Origin of the sequence: Clavibacter michiganensis, assembly GCF_002151125.1 — a bacterium.
Taxonomy (GTDB): Bacteria; Actinomycetota; Actinomycetes; order Actinomycetales; family Microbacteriaceae; genus Clavibacter; species Clavibacter michiganensis_C.
On record NZ_MDJZ01000016.1, the window covers coordinates 23,910 to 37,277 of the forward strand.

The 13,368-nt window shown below is 74.0% G+C and carries 13 protein-coding genes; 6 read left to right on the forward strand and 7 right to left on the reverse strand.

Features of this window, described 5'->3' with window-relative positions:
- Nucleotides 1–48 precede the first annotated feature (48 nt).
- From BFL37_RS09500 to BFL37_RS09510, 3 genes are read left to right on the forward strand one after another with little or no spacing between them, the layout of a single operon-like run.
- Nucleotides 49–1,566, forward strand: a complete 1,518-nt coding sequence (locus BFL37_RS09500) for a sensor histidine kinase (protein ID WP_086514889.1) — start codon at nucleotides 49–51, stop codon at nucleotides 1,564–1,566.
- A gap of 26 nt (nucleotides 1,567–1,592) precedes the next feature.
- On the forward strand, nucleotides 1,593–2,255 hold the full coding sequence (locus BFL37_RS09505; protein WP_086514890.1) for a response regulator transcription factor: 663 nt from the start codon (nucleotides 1,593–1,595) through the stop codon (nucleotides 2,253–2,255).
- Nucleotides 2,256–2,289: 34 nt separating this feature from the next.
- A complete protein-coding gene (locus tag BFL37_RS09510; protein WP_086514891.1) occupies nucleotides 2,290–2,520 on the forward strand; it encodes a hypothetical protein in 231 nt (76 codons plus the stop codon).
- A 7-nt stretch (nucleotides 2,521–2,527) separates the two neighbouring features.
- Here BFL37_RS09510 and BFL37_RS09515 read toward each other — a convergent pair whose 3' ends face one another.
- The 5 genes from BFL37_RS09515 to BFL37_RS09535 all read right to left on the reverse strand — a co-directional run bounded on the left by BFL37_RS09515 (nucleotide 2,528) and on the right by BFL37_RS09535 (nucleotide 7,764).
- Nucleotides 2,528–3,103 (reverse strand): GNAT family N-acetyltransferase, encoded by a 576-nt coding sequence (locus BFL37_RS09515; RefSeq protein WP_172403784.1) that lies wholly within the window; start codon nucleotides 3,101–3,103, stop codon nucleotides 2,528–2,530.
- Nucleotides 3,104–3,247: 144 nt separating this feature from the next.
- Complete coding sequence (locus BFL37_RS09520; RefSeq protein WP_086514892.1) at nucleotides 3,248–4,330, reverse strand: phosphotransferase family protein; 1,083 nt, start codon at nucleotides 4,328–4,330, stop codon at nucleotides 3,248–3,250.
- A 101-nt stretch (nucleotides 4,331–4,431) separates the two neighbouring features.
- Nucleotides 4,432–4,740: a hypothetical protein gene (locus tag BFL37_RS09525; RefSeq protein WP_086514893.1), complete on the reverse strand. Its 309-nt coding sequence runs from the start codon at nucleotides 4,738–4,740 to the stop codon at nucleotides 4,432–4,434.
- A gap of 190 nt (nucleotides 4,741–4,930) precedes the next feature.
- Nucleotides 4,931–6,625, reverse strand: a complete 1,695-nt coding sequence (locus BFL37_RS09530; protein WP_086514894.1) for a ribonuclease J — start codon at nucleotides 6,623–6,625, stop codon at nucleotides 4,931–4,933.
- 92 nt (nucleotides 6,626–6,717) lie between these two features.
- Nucleotides 6,718–7,764, reverse strand: coding sequence for a LacI family DNA-binding transcriptional regulator (locus BFL37_RS09535; RefSeq protein ID WP_086514895.1), 1,047 nt, complete (start codon nucleotides 7,762–7,764; stop codon nucleotides 6,718–6,720).
- Between the two features lie 199 nt (nucleotides 7,765–7,963).
- On the opposite strand from BFL37_RS09535, the gene BFL37_RS09540 reads away from it, so the two are divergent.
- Nucleotides 7,964–9,493 (forward strand): SulP family inorganic anion transporter, encoded by a 1,530-nt coding sequence (locus tag BFL37_RS09540; RefSeq protein WP_086514896.1) that lies wholly within the window; start codon nucleotides 7,964–7,966, stop codon nucleotides 9,491–9,493.
- A 31-nt stretch (nucleotides 9,494–9,524) separates the two neighbouring features.
- On the opposite strand, the gene BFL37_RS09545 is transcribed toward BFL37_RS09540, so the two are convergent.
- Nucleotides 9,525–9,917, reverse strand: a complete 393-nt coding sequence (locus BFL37_RS09545; protein WP_086514897.1) for a MerR family transcriptional regulator — start codon at nucleotides 9,915–9,917, stop codon at nucleotides 9,525–9,527.
- 157 nt (nucleotides 9,918–10,074) lie between these two features.
- On the opposite strand from BFL37_RS09545, the gene BFL37_RS09550 reads away from it, so the two are divergent.
- Nucleotides 10,075–11,604, forward strand: coding sequence for a SulP family inorganic anion transporter (locus BFL37_RS09550; protein ID WP_086514898.1), 1,530 nt, complete (start codon nucleotides 10,075–10,077; stop codon nucleotides 11,602–11,604).
- Nucleotides 11,605–11,688: 84 nt separating this feature from the next.
- Here BFL37_RS09550 and aztA read toward each other — a convergent pair whose 3' ends face one another.
- Complete coding sequence (gene aztA / locus BFL37_RS09555) at nucleotides 11,689–12,345, reverse strand: zinc ABC transporter ATP-binding protein AztA (RefSeq protein ID WP_086514899.1); 657 nt, start codon at nucleotides 12,343–12,345, stop codon at nucleotides 11,689–11,691.
- 56 nt (nucleotides 12,346–12,401) lie between these two features.
- On the opposite strand from aztA, the gene aztB reads away from it, so the two are divergent.
- The gene (aztB, locus tag BFL37_RS09560; RefSeq protein ID WP_241533939.1) at nucleotides 12,402–13,349 is read left to right on the forward strand and encodes a zinc ABC transporter permease AztB; all 948 of its coding nucleotides are present in this window, start codon (nucleotides 12,402–12,404) and stop codon (nucleotides 13,347–13,349) included.
- Nucleotides 13,350–13,368 lie beyond the last annotated feature (19 nt).

The following is a 13,368-nucleotide window of genomic DNA, read 5'->3' on the forward strand; positions in this document are numbered from 1 at the left end:
GAGCGGGCAGGATGGGTCCCGCGCCGGCGCCCCGCGAGGCTGGGTGACATGAACGAGACATCTCCCACCACCGAGGCCGAAACGAACCCCGTGCCACCTGGATCCCTCCCCGACGCCGCGTCCGCCGACGCCGACGCCGACGCCGACGCACGACCCGACGCCGCCCCGCCCGCCGCCCCTCCCTCCGCGCCCCGCCGCCGCTCCTTCTACGGCGACGCCTGGCGGCACCTCCCGCGGGACCTCGGGTACCTCGCGCTCACCGCGCTGCTGCTCGCCACCGTCTACTTCGCGCTCCCGGCCGTGGTCTACAGCCTCTTCGACTCGCTCCTGTGGTCGGCGTCGGGGCTGTTCGCGGCCGTCGCGCTGCTCGCCGCGCTCTTCGCGGCGCGCGGGCTGGGCGCGGTCGAGCGGGTGCGCATCGGGTGGGCCGAGCCCCGGCCGATCCGCCCCGTCGACTGGACGCCCAGGTGGCAGCAGAACCGCGCCATGCGGATCCTCTCGGCCGTCGCCAACCCGCATTACTGGCTGCACCTGCTGCACGCGGTCGTGGTCTACCCGCTGGTCGCCTTCGTGACGCTCGGCGCGGGCGCCCTGCTCGCCGCCGCCTTCCTCGGGCCGATCGCCGGCGGCATCGCGATCGCCGGCTACGGCTGGCGCTTCGAGCAGGTCCTCACCGACAACGGCTACGACGCGGGACGCTCCTTCGCCCTCGCGGCCGTCCTCGGCGTGGCGGCCATGATCCTGTCCGTGGTGCTGCTCCCGCTCTGGGCGCGCGGCGCGACCCTCGCCCACTACTGGACCGACCACGCCCTCCTCGGCGGGTTCAAGTCCGACGTCCTCGAGCGCCGCGTGCAGGGGCTCGAGCAGTCCCGCGCCGGCGCCGTGACGGCGGAGGGGCAGACGCTCCGCCAGATCGAGCGCGACCTCCACGACGGGCCGCAGCAGCGGCTCGTGCGACTCCGCATGGACCTCGCCGCCGCCGAGCGCGCCCTGGACGCGGATCCCGAGCGGGCCAGGACGCTGATCCAGGAGGCCTCCGAGCACGCGCACGACACCCTCGAGGAGCTGCGCGCGCTGTCCCGCGGGTTCGCCCCGCCGATCCTCCTCGACCGCGGGCTGGTGGCGGCCCTCGAGGCCCTCGCCTCCCGGTCGCCCGTCCCCGTGGCGCTCCACGTCCACCTGCCCGAGGCCCTGGTGCTCCCGACCGAGGTCGAGCGGAACGTCTACTTCACCGTCAGCGAGCTCCTCACCAACGTCGCGAAGCACTCCGGCGCGACCCGGGCGGACGTCACCCTGATGCTGATGCGCGACTTCGACGACAGCCGGGTGCTCGCCGCCCGGGTGACCGACGACGGCCAGGGCGGCGCGTCCGTGCAGGAGGGCCACGGCCTCGAGGGGCTCCTCGGCCGCATCGGCGCGCTCGACGGCGACGTGAGCATCTCCAGCCCGCAGGGCGGACCCACGCGGATCACCGCGCGTGTGCCCCTGCTCACGCTGAACGGGGTCCCGACCGAGGGGACAGACGGCACCGGCCCGGTCGGCGCCGCACCCGCCCCCGCGGCGTGAGCATCCCGCTCGCTACGCTCGGGACCATGGACGACGGCCGGGATGCAGCGCGCATCCGGGCCGTCGTGGTCGACGACGCCGTGCTGCTCCGCGAGGGGCTCGCGCGCGTGCTCGTCGAGGCGGGCATCGACGTGGTCGCGCAGCACAGGGACGCCGAGGGCTTCCTCGCCGCGCTGGCCGAGGACGCGCCCGACGTCGTGGTCATGGACGTCCGCATGCCGCCGACGTACTCCGACGAGGGGATCCGCGCCACCGTCGAGGCCAGGCGCCGCGTCCCCGGGATCGGCGTGCTGCTGCTCTCCCAGTACGTCGAGGCCGCCTACGCCGAGGAGGTCCTCCGGAGCGGGACCGCCGGCATCGGCTACCTGCTCAAGGACCGGGTGACCCGGCTCGAGGAGATCGACGACGCCGTGCGCCGCATCGCCTCCGGCGGCACCGTGCTCGACCCCGAGGTGGTGACGCAGCTCATGGCCCGACGACGCGATCCCCTCACCGCGCTCACCCCGCGCGAGCGCGAGGTGCTCGGGCTCATGGCCGAGGGCCGCACCAACGCGGCGATCGGCCGGGCCCTGGTGATCGGGACCGGCGCGATCGAGAAGCACGTGACGAGCATCTTCGCCAAGCTCGGCCTCGAGGACACGGGCGAGGACCACCGCCGGGTCCTCGCCGTGCTCGCCTACCTCGGGTGACCGGCCGGGCGACCCGCTCGCGTACGGTCGAGGCATGACCCGTCCCGCGGCCGACCCCGCCGCCCGCATCCGCGCGACCCGCCGGGTACTCGTCGTCGTGCACGCCGTCCTCGCTGTCAGCCAGGCGGTGGTCGGCGTCCTGGCCTCCACGCTGACGGACGCCTCCGACGGCATCCGGGCCCTCGGCGTCGTGATGTTCGTCAGCGCCGCCCTGTCCGCGGTCCTGTGCGCGCTGTTCGTCGTCGCCCTGCGGCGCTCGCGCTAGCCGCGGATCACGCGCCCAGCGGCTGCACGTACCGCCGGCACACGTGGACGCGCCGGAACCGCGCCCGCATCTCCGCCTCGCGTTCGATAGGTGCATGCAGGAACGCGAGCACCGGCCGGCCGAGGCCGTCGGGCGTCGTGAAGCCGGTCGTGTCGTCGCCCTCGCTCACGAAGACGTGCAGGTAGCGCGTCTCCTCGACGAAGCCGACCCGGCGGTACCAGGCGTTCGCGGCGGGATCCTCGCGGGTCCAGGCGTCGAGCTCGGTCGCGCCGGTGCCCGCGAGCAGCGGGAGCGCGACCTCGAGCAGCGCCGTCGCGACGCGGCGGCCCTGGTGGTCGGGGTGGACGGCGACGGTGTCGATGGTGGCGAGGCCGCCCTCGACGCCGATGTCGAGGATCCCGACGATCGTGCCGTCCGGATCCTCGGCGACGAGCGCGACGGACGGCTCGGCCGGATCCGGCCGGCGCGGCAGCACGTCGTCGAAGTACTGCGAGCCGAGGAAGGAGAGCGCGCGGCAGCGGATCCAGCCGGGCTCGTCGGCGGGGGAGTAGGCGCGGATGGTGGGCGCGGGGTGCGCGGGCATGCGGGGTCCTGTCGTCGAGGCACGCCGGACGGGATCGGCCGGGCGCGGGTGGAGGGGGAGCGAGGGCGGGCGCTCATCTCGACGACATGCGCCCACCCTGCCGGACCCGCGCGCCGCGCGCCAGGGCCGCGCGCAGGATCCGCCTCAGCCGATCGCGCGCCCCGCCGCGTCGAGGACCAGGTCGAGCAGGTCCACGAGCTCGGCGATGGCGGACTCCGCGGGCTCGTCGGGGAGGCTGCCGCGGCGCGGTGCGGATCCCGCGTCGAGGGCGGCCACGAGATCCGCTGCGAGCTTCCAGCGCAGCGCCATCGACGCGTCGAGGCCGCGGCGCACGACGTCCGTCGGCACGTGCGAGCCGGCCGAGCGGATCCCCCGCCCGTAGCGGTCGACGGCCTCGTCGCGCACGGCCGCCACGTCCGCGGCGGACGCGTCGCCTCGCCGCACGGACGAGCACAGCAGCGACGCGAGGTCGGCGCCCACCGGTCCCGGCCCCACGGACTCCCAGTCGATGAGGACGATCCCGTCCGCGTCGCGGAACACGTTGGCGCCGGTCGCGTCGTGGTGGCAGAGCGTCCGCGGCAGGTCCTCGAGCGCGGCGCGCACGCGGTCCTGTCCGGCGAGCAGCCGCGCGGCCGCAGGGACGCGCGCACCGAGCCGGGAGCGCGCGACGGGCCCGGCCGCCGCCAGGATCCGCGCGCCGTCGGCCGCCGCCTCGGGCTGCGCGTGCCGGTCGATCCAGCCGGTGAACAGCCACGGATCCTCCGGCGGCCGCCCCAGCCACCGCCCCGCGAGCGCACCGAGCGCCTCCGCGGCGGCGAGCAGGTCGGCGCGGTCGAGGGGCCGCGGCCCGAGGTGCCGCACCTCCTCGATCCAGACGGTGACGCCGCCGGAGGGATCCCGCAGCGTCCCGTGCGCACGCGGCGCGCGGATCCCCGCCGGCAGCGCGTCGAGCAGCCCCGACCGGTAGGCGGCCAGCTCCCGTGCGCCGTTCGCGACGAGGTACGGGACGGCCAGCGCGAGCCCCTCCGTGCGCTTCTCGACGAGCGTCCACGGCAGGGCGGCGCCGTCGTCGAGGCGGGCGAGGCCGCGGATCCGCGCCACCGTCCGGTGCGCGAGGAACGCGTCGTACTCGAGCGGCTCGCGGACGACGCCCTCGAGCGCCGCGACCGGCCGCCCGAGGAGGTCGGCGACGGCGGCCGTCAGCCCCGCGCGCCCCTCGTGATCCATGCTCCGACGCTACCGATCAGGCGCGCTGCCGATCAGGCGCGCTGCCGATCAGGCGCAGGGCATCCGCCGGTCCCGCCGGGTGCCCGGGCGTCACGCCGTCATCACGCGCTGTCCAGGCCCTCGGGCGAGTCGGGCGTCTGGCGCCGTAGCGCGTACCTCGCCGCGCCAGCCGACACGGCCGCGATCAGGACGGACACGACCGCCAGGGTCACGGCATCGATCACGACCTCGGGCGAGAGGGTCAGGCGCGGTCCTCCGACGGCGATGACGACGAGCAGGATGACGGCGAAGGTCCGACGGGACGAGCCGAAGAAGTACGCCACGAGCGGTCGTGAGGCGAAGGCGAGCGCCGGGATCGCGGCGCATCCCGCGACGACCGCCGCGCACGAGAGGGACGGCGCTGCCTCCATCCGGCCCTCGCGCCATGCCGTGACGGCGGCCCAGACACTCCCCCACGCACCACCGAGCAGAAGCGGATGCAGCCACCGTGCGAGAGCCCTCATCGGTTCGCCTTCCTCTCCCGACGGGTGCCGTGTCGAGGACGAGGGGCGCGTGCCGGGCTCAGCCCCGCACGCGCCCCTCCCCGTCTCGCGGGTCCTGCTAGTCGGCGTCCACCACGATGACCGTGACCACGGGCGTGCGGCGGTGGCGGCGCTGGAGCCAGCGCTGCAGGCCGTCGCTCATGGCGCGCTCGGCGGCGACGCCGTCGAGGTGGCGCTTGGCGGCCGCGTTCTTGAGCGCGGTGCTGATGGCGGCCTCGGCCTCCGGGATCCAGCCGTCGTGCTCGACGAAGCCGCGCGTGATGAGCTCGGCCGGGTGGATGAGCTTCTGCTCCTTCTCGTCGAAGATGCCGAGCACGGTGATCTGCCCCTCGGCGGCGAGCGTGCGGCGCTCCTCGAGCGCCTCCTCGGTCGCGACGCCGATGGTCATGCCGTCGACGAAGACGTAGGGCGCGGGCACGCGACCGGAGATCGACGCGCGGCCGTTCACGAGGTCGACGCTGACGCCGTCCTCGATGACGAGCGCGTTCTTCACGCCCGTGCTCTCGGCCAGGGCGGCGTTGGCGACGAGGTGGCGCCACTCGCCGTGCACGGGCAGCACGTTGCGGGGCTTGACGAGGTTGTAGCAGTAGACGAGCTCGCCGGCGCTGGCGTGGCCGGAGACGTGCACCTTGGCGTTGCCCTTGTGCACGACGTCGGCGCCCCAGCGGATCAGGCCGTTGATCACGCCGTAGATGGCGTTCTCGTTGCCGGGGATGAGGGAGCTGGCCAGGAGGATCGTGTCGCCCTCGCCCACCTCGATGATGTGCTCGCGGCGCGCCATGCGGCTGAGCGCGGCCATCGGCTCGCCCTGCGAGCCCGTGCAGATGAGCGTGACCTTGTCGTCCGGCAGCTTGTTCAGCGCCTTGAGGTCGACGACGAGGCCCTTGGGGATGCGCAGGTATCCGAGGTCGGAGGCGATCTTCATGTTCCGGACCATCGAGCGGCCCACGAACGAGACCTTGCGGCCGTACTGCTCGGCGGAGTCGAGCACCTGCTGGATCCGGTGCACGTGGCTCGCGAAGCTGGAGACGACGATGCGCTTCGGCGCCGTGCGGAACACCTTCTCGATGGCGGGCGTGAGGTCCTTCTCGGCGGTCGTGAAGCCGGGGACCTCCGCGTTCGTCGAGTCGGTGAGGAAGAGGTCCACGCCCTCCTCGCCGAGGCGCGCGAAGGCGCCGAGGTCGGTGAGGCGGCGGTCCATCGGGAACTGGTCCATCTTGAAGTCGCCCGTGTGCAGGACCATGCCGGCGCCGGTGCGGATCGCGACGGCGAGGCCGTCCGGGATGGAGTGGTTCACGGCGACGAACTCGAGGTCGAACTTGCCCGCGTCGATGCGGTCGCCCTCCTTCACCTGGCGCGTGACGGGCTTGATCTTGTGCTCCTCGAGCTTCGCGCTGATGAACGCGAGCGTGAGGCGGGATCCGATGACGGGGATGTCGGGCCGCTCCTGCAGGAGGTAGGGGACGCCGCCGATGTGGTCCTCGTGGCCGTGCGTGAGCACGATGCCGGTGATCTTGTCGAGGCGCCCGCGGAGGGTGCTGAAGTCGGGGAGGATCACGTTGATGCCGGGCTGGCTCTCCTCGGGGAAGAGGACGCCGCAGTCGACGATGAGCAGCTCGCCCTCGTACTCGAACAGCGTCATGTTGCGGCCGACGTCGCCGAGGCCGCCGAGGGGCGTGACGCGCAGGCCGCCGCGGGGCAGGCGCCCGGGCTTGGCGATGTCGAGGGCGTGGGCGTGGGGCGTGGGAGGCATGGTGCCTTTCTGGTCTGGTCGTGCGGGTGATGCCGAGGTGCGCGGATCGTGCTCGCGCGGTTCGTGCGTGGAGACGGTGCCTCCGGTGATGTTCAGGGGCCCGCCGGTGAGGACGGGTGGTGCCGCACCGAGTCGCGGACGACGAGGGCGCACGCGACGCGCGTCGCGCTGGTGCCGTCTCGCGCCCGGTCGAACAGGGATCGGCCGAGGGCGGCGAGGTCCAGTCTCACGGTGGTGAGCGGCGGCGCGCAGTGCGCGGACATGGGCGAGTCTCCCATGCCCACGACGCTGATGCGCTCAGGTGGCGGTTCTCCGGCGTCGCGGGCGGCGTGCAGGGCGCCCATCGCGGTCGCGTCGCTGGCCGCGAGGACGGCCGTGACGGCGCACCGGGAGATGAGCCGCCGGGTGGCCTCGTAGCCGGTGCGCTCGGACCAGCTGCCCTCCTCGATCGCGAAGACGGGCAGGCCGGCGGCCCGCATGGCGTCGCGCCATCCGGCGGCGCGGCGCCGGGCGATCCCCGAGCAGGCGGGCCCCGTGACGTGGCCGACGCGCGTGTGGCCGGCCGCGAGGAGGAGCTCGGTGGCGGCGCGCGCGGCGGCGCGCTGGGGGTCGGCGGCGGGATCCCCGGGCGCGTCGTCCGCGTGGACGAGCGGGGTGCCGGGGACGACCGCCTCGGCGGCCGCCCGCGACCACGGCGAGCTGCCGATGACGACGATCACGGCCGGCCGCTCGCCCGCGAGGTCCGCGAACGCCCGCTCGACGTCGTCGCGGCGCTCCCCGTCGGATCCCGCGACGACCGTGCGCACCCCGGCGGCGTCCGCCTCGTGCCGGAGCGCGTCGCGGACGGCCGCGTTCTCGTGGGCCGGGCGGCCGAGCACGAGGATCCCGATCGACTCCCGCCTGCCGGTGGCGAGGGCGCGCGCCGTCTCGTCGGGGCGGTAGCCGAGGTCGCGGATCACGGTGGCCACCCGGGCGCGCGTCTCCGGCCGCACGGACGCGCTGCCGTTCACCACCCGGGAGACGGTCTGCTTCGAGACTCCCGCGAGCGACGCCACGTCGGCGAGGGAGGGGCGTCGCAGCGCCGTGGGGGTCGCCGCAGCGGGCGGCGGGTCGGACGCGGTCGGCTCCTCTGCCCCCATGGTCGCGGCTCTCCTCTCGGCTGCCGACGCGACGGCAACCCTCCTCTTACGTTAGGGTAGCGTGCGGGAGCCCGGCTCCACCCCCTTCCCCCGCTGCCCCACGGCCACGTCGTCGTCACGGCCGCCCCCGATCCGCGCATCGACGCGCCCAGTCCTCATCAGAGCGGGCGCGAAGCCCGCGACAGAACGGAGCACCCCCATGCCCTCTCGCACCGCGACCCTCACGCCGGTCCGGCACCGACCACCCGCCGGCCCCACCGTCCTCCAGGCGCTGAAGGACCCGCGCATGCTCAGCCGCGAGGTCCTCGCCGGGCTCGTGGTCGCCCTCGCGCTCATCCCCGAGGCGATCTCGTTCTCGATCATCGCGGGCGTGGATCCGCGGGTCGGCCTGTTCTCGTCGTTCGTGATGGCCGTCTCGATCGCGTTCCTCGGCGGCCGGCCCGCCATGATCACCGCGGCCACCGGCGCCATCGCGCTCGTGATCGCGCCGGTCGCCCGCGAACACGGCCTCGACTACTTCATCGCCACCGTGATCCTCGCCGGCGTCTTCCAGGTGCTGTTCGCCGTGATCGGCGTGGCCAAGCTCATGCGCTTCATCCCGCGCTCGGTCATGGTCGGGTTCGTCAACGCGCTCGCGATCCTCATCTTCACGTCGCAGCTTCCGCAGCTCGTCGGCGTCCCGTGGGCCGTCTACCCGCTGGTCGCGGTCGGGCTCCTGATCATCGTGTCCATGCCCCGGCTCACCAAGGTCGTCCCGGCGCCGCTGGTCGCGATCGTGCTGCTCACCGCGGCCGTCATCGTGCTGGGCATCGGCGTGCCCCGCGTCGGCGACGAGGGCGAGCTGCCGCGCAGCCTCCCGTCGCTGTTCCTCCCGGACGTGCCGCTCACCTTCGAGACGTTCCGGATCATCGCGCCGTACGCCGCCGCGATGGCCGTGGTCGGGATCCTCGAGTCGCTGATGACCGCCAAGCTCGTCGACGACATCACCGACTCCCCGAGCCACAAGACCCGCGAGGCGTGGGGCCAGGGCGCCGCGAACGTGCTCTCCGGCTTCTTCGGCGGCATGGGCGGCTGCGCGATGATCGGCCAGACCCTCATCAACGTGAAGGCGTCCGGTGCGCGCACCCGCATCTCGACGTTCCTCGCCGGGGTCTTCGTCCTCGTCCTCGTCGTCGGGCTCGGCGACGTCGTCGCGATCATCCCCATGGCCGCCCTCGTCGCGGTGATGATCATCGTGTCCGTCGGCACCTTCGACTGGCACAGCATCCGCCCGTCGACGCTGAAGCGCATGCCGGTCGGGGAGACCGCCGTCATGGTGCTCACCGTCGTGATCGTCGTGGCCACCCACAACCTCGCGATCGGCGTGGTCGCGGGCGTGGTCGTCGCGATGATCGTCTTCGCCCGCCGGGTCGCGCGCTTCGCCACGGTGGACCGCCGCGTCAGCACCGACTCCACGGGCGCCGAGACCGCGCACTACGAGGTCGACGGCGAGCTGTTCTTCGCCTCCAGCAACGACCTCACCACGCAGTTCGACTACAAGGGCGACCCCGACCGGATCCTCATCGACATGAGCGGATCCCACGTCTGGGACGCCTCCACGGTCGCCGCGCTCGACGCCATCACGACCAAGTACCACCAGCACGGCAAGGAGGTCGAGATCGTCGGCATGAACGCCGCGTCCACCGCCATGCACACCCGCCTCGCGGGCAAACTCGGCTCCGGCCACTGAGCGGATCCGCACCCGCGCCCGCGCCCGAAGCTCAGCGCCGGCGGAGCATCCCGAGGAACTCGTCCGCCTGCGCGAGCTGGTCGACCAGCTTCGCGCGGCGCTGCTCCGCCTCGGCGATGAACGCGGCCAGCGCGTCGCGGCGGTCCGCCATCACGGCGGCGGGGGCGTCCGCGTCGGCGAGGCCCTCGACCACCCGCAGGAGGTCCTGCATCTCCTCGAGGGAGAAGCCGAGCGGCTTCATCCGCCGGATGAGCATGAGGGTGTCGAGGTCCTCCTGCGTGTAGAGGCGGAAGCCGCCCTCCGTGCGTCCCGAGGCGGGGAGGAGGCCGATCTCGTCGTAGTGGCGGATCGTCCGATGGGACAGCCCGGTGCGCTCGGCGATCTCGCCGATGTGCATGGTGGTGACGTTCTCCGACGCGGTCATCGCCCGTCCTCCCGGTCGCTTCGACCCTACCCTCACGTCAGGATAGGGTGTTCGGTGCGGCCTGACGGCCGACGCCATCCTCCCAGCCAGCCGCACCGGGACGCGCCTCACGAGGGCGCCCGGGCCAGCTCCCTCCTCTTCCTCCCTCGGAGTCGACATGACCGCCACGCCCGCGCCCGCCGTCCGCACGCCCGCGGTCCGCCATCCCAGCCCCACCGTCCTCGAGGCGCTGAGGAGCCCGCGACTGCTGAGCCGCGAGGTGCTCGCCGGCCTCGTCGTCGCGCTGGCGCTCATCCCCGAGGCGATCTCGTTCTCGATCATCGCCGGGGTCGACCCGCGCGTCGGCCTGTTCTCGTCGTTCGTGATGGCCGTCGCCATCTCGTTCCTCGGCGGCCGGCCCGCCATGATCACCGCGGCCACCGGCGCCATCGCGCTCGTCGTCGCCCCGCTCGTCCGCGACCACGGCCTCGACCACCTCATCGCCACCGTCATCCTCGGCGGGCTCCTGCAGATCGTCCTCGGCCTGCTCGGCGTCGCGAAGCTCATGCGCTTCATCCCGCGCAGCGTCATGGTCGGGTTCGTCAACGCGCTCGCCATCCTCATCTTCTCCGCGCAGATCCCGAACCTGGTGGGCGTGCCGTGGCTCGTCTACCCGCTGGTCGCCGTCGGCATCGTGATCATGGTCGTCATGCCGCGCCTCACGAAGGCCGTGCCCGCGCCGCTCATCGCGATCGTGGTGATCACCGTCGCCGTCGTCGTCACCGCGCTCGCCGTGCCGACCGTGGGCGACGAGGGCGCGCTGCCCGACAGCCTGCCGACGCTGTTCATCCCGGACGTGCCGCTCACCCTCGAGACGCTGCAGATCATCGCGCCGTACGCCCTCGCCGTCGCGCTCGTCGGCATCCTCGAGTCGCTGATGACCGCCAAGCTCGTCGACGACATCACCGACACCCCGTCGCGCAAGACCCGCGAGACGCTCGGCCAGGGCGGCGCGAACATCCTCTCGGGCCTCTTCGGCGGCATGGGCGGCTGCGCGATGATCGGCCAGACGATGATCAACGTGAAGGCGTCCGGCGCCCGCACCCGCATCTCCACGTTCCTCGCGGGCGTGTTCCTGCTGATCCTCGTGGTGGGCCTCGGCGACGTCGTCGCGATCATCCCGATGGCCGCGCTCGTGGCCGTGATGATCATGGTCTCGGTCGGCACCTTCGACTGGCACAGCATCCGGCCGTCGACGCTGCGCCGCATGCCGCTCGGCGAGACGCTCGTCATGGTGCTGACGGTGGTCGTCGTGGTCCTCACCGACAACCTCGCCATCGGCGTGATCATCGGCGTGATCGCCGCGATGATCGTGTTCGCGCGCCGCGTCGCCCACTTCGCCACGGTCGAGCGCACGGAGCGCACGGGCGAGGACGGCGTCCCGGTCGCGCACTACGCCGTCGTCGGCGAGCTGTTCTTCGCCTCCAGCAACGACCTCACCACCCAGTTCGACTACGCGGGCGACCCGGAGGACGTCGTCATCGACATGACCGGATCCCACGTGTGGGACGCCTCCACGGTCGCCGCGCTCGACGCCATCACCTACAAGTACGAGCGCCACGGCAAGCGGGCCGTCATCAGCGGGATGAACGCGTCCTCCGCGGCCATGCACGGCCGCCTCGCGGGGGAGCTCGGCGCGGGTCACTAGGGAGGACGGCGCCGGCGCCGGCCCCTGACCGAGGCCGGGGCCGCGGTCGACGGCGGATCGGCCGATCGGCCGATCCGCGGACGCTCAGCGCGCGGTGTCCGAGACGACGCGCCCGTCCTCCAGGCGCAGCACGCGGTCGGCGTCGCCGATCACCGCGCGGTCGTGCGAGACGCACACCACGGCGACGCCGCGGGCCGCCTCGGAGCGCATGATCGCGCGGATCCGCTCCGCGCTCGCGGTGTCGAGGCCGGTGGTCGGCTCGTCGAGGAGCAGGAGGCCGGCGCCGCGGGCCAGCCCCTGCGCGAGCAGCGTGCGCTGCCGCTGCCCGCCCGAGAGCGCGGCGAATCCCTGCGACGCGAGGGGGATCAGGCCGAGGCGGTCGAGCGCGTCGTCGACGGCGCGGCGCGCGGCGGGGTCGAGGCGGCGCCAGCGGTGCGCGCGCCCCCACGCCCCGACCGTCACGACGTCGCGGACGGTGACGGGGAGCCGGTCGGAGACGGCCGTCCGCTGCGGGACGAAGGCCGCCGCATCGGCGGCGGTGCGCGTGCCGGCGCTGGGCGGACGGGTCCCGGCGACCACCTCCAGCAGGGTCGACTTGCCGGCCCCGTTCGGTCCGGCGATCACCGTCAGCGCGCCCGGCATGAGGTCGAGGTCGACGCCGTCGAGGGCGCGATGGCCGCCGAGGTCGACGCGGATCCCCCGCAGGACGGCGGCGGGCGCGGTGGTCGTCGACGAGGGCATGCGTCCGATACTACGCATTTGATAAGCGTTCTCATTCTCGACTAGGGTCGGCGATCGTGTCGTTCCTCACCCGCGGAATCCTCGAGCCGTTCGCGCTCGACTTCCTCCAGCGCGCCCTCCTCGGCGGCGCCCTGGTCGCGATCCTCTGCGGGGTCGTCGGCACGTGGGTCGTCATCCGCGGCATGGCCTTCCTGGGGGAGGCGCTCGCCCACGGGATGCTCCCCGGGGTGGCGCTCGCCACGGTCCTCGGGCTGCCCGTGCTCGTGGGCGGCGCGCTGAGCGCGGTCGCGATGAGCCTCGGGATCGCCGCCCTGCAGCGCCGCGGCCGGCTGTCCTACGACACGAGCATCGGCCTGCTGTTCGTCGCGATGCTCGCGCTCGGCGTCGTGGTGATCTCCCACTCCGGCAGCTTCGCCACGGACGCGACCGCGATCCTCTTCGGCGACATCCTCGCCATCGCGCCCGTCGACATCGCCCTGCTCGCCGGCGCGGCCGTCGTGGGCCTCGCCGTGGCGTGGGCGTTCCACCGGCCGCTCGTGGCGCTCGCGCTGGATCCGCGCATCGCGTCGGTGCTCGGCCTCGGCCCCCGCTCGGCGCAGGCGGCGCTCGTGGGGCTCGTGACGCTCGCGGTCGTCGCGTCGTACCAGGCCGTCGGATCCCTGCTGGTCGTCGGCCTGCTGCTCGCGCCGGCCGTCGCGGCCGGTCACTGGACCGCGCGGATCCCGACCCGCATGGCGCTCGCGGCGGCGCTCGGCGTCGCGGCCGTGTTCGTGGGGCTCCTCGTCTCCTGGCACGCGGCGACGGCGGCCGGCGCGTCGGTGGCGGCCACCGCGATCGCCCTCGCCGCCCTCTCGGGGATCGCGCGGGCAGGACTCACGGCCCTGCGTGCGCGGGGCCGGGGGAGCGCGCGCGGTGCGGCCGACCGCGACGGCACCGACCGCGCCGCCGACCGCGATCCCGTCGTCGCGGGCCCGACCGCCGGATCCGTGGCCCCCACCCCCTGACCTCCGCGGCGGACGACCG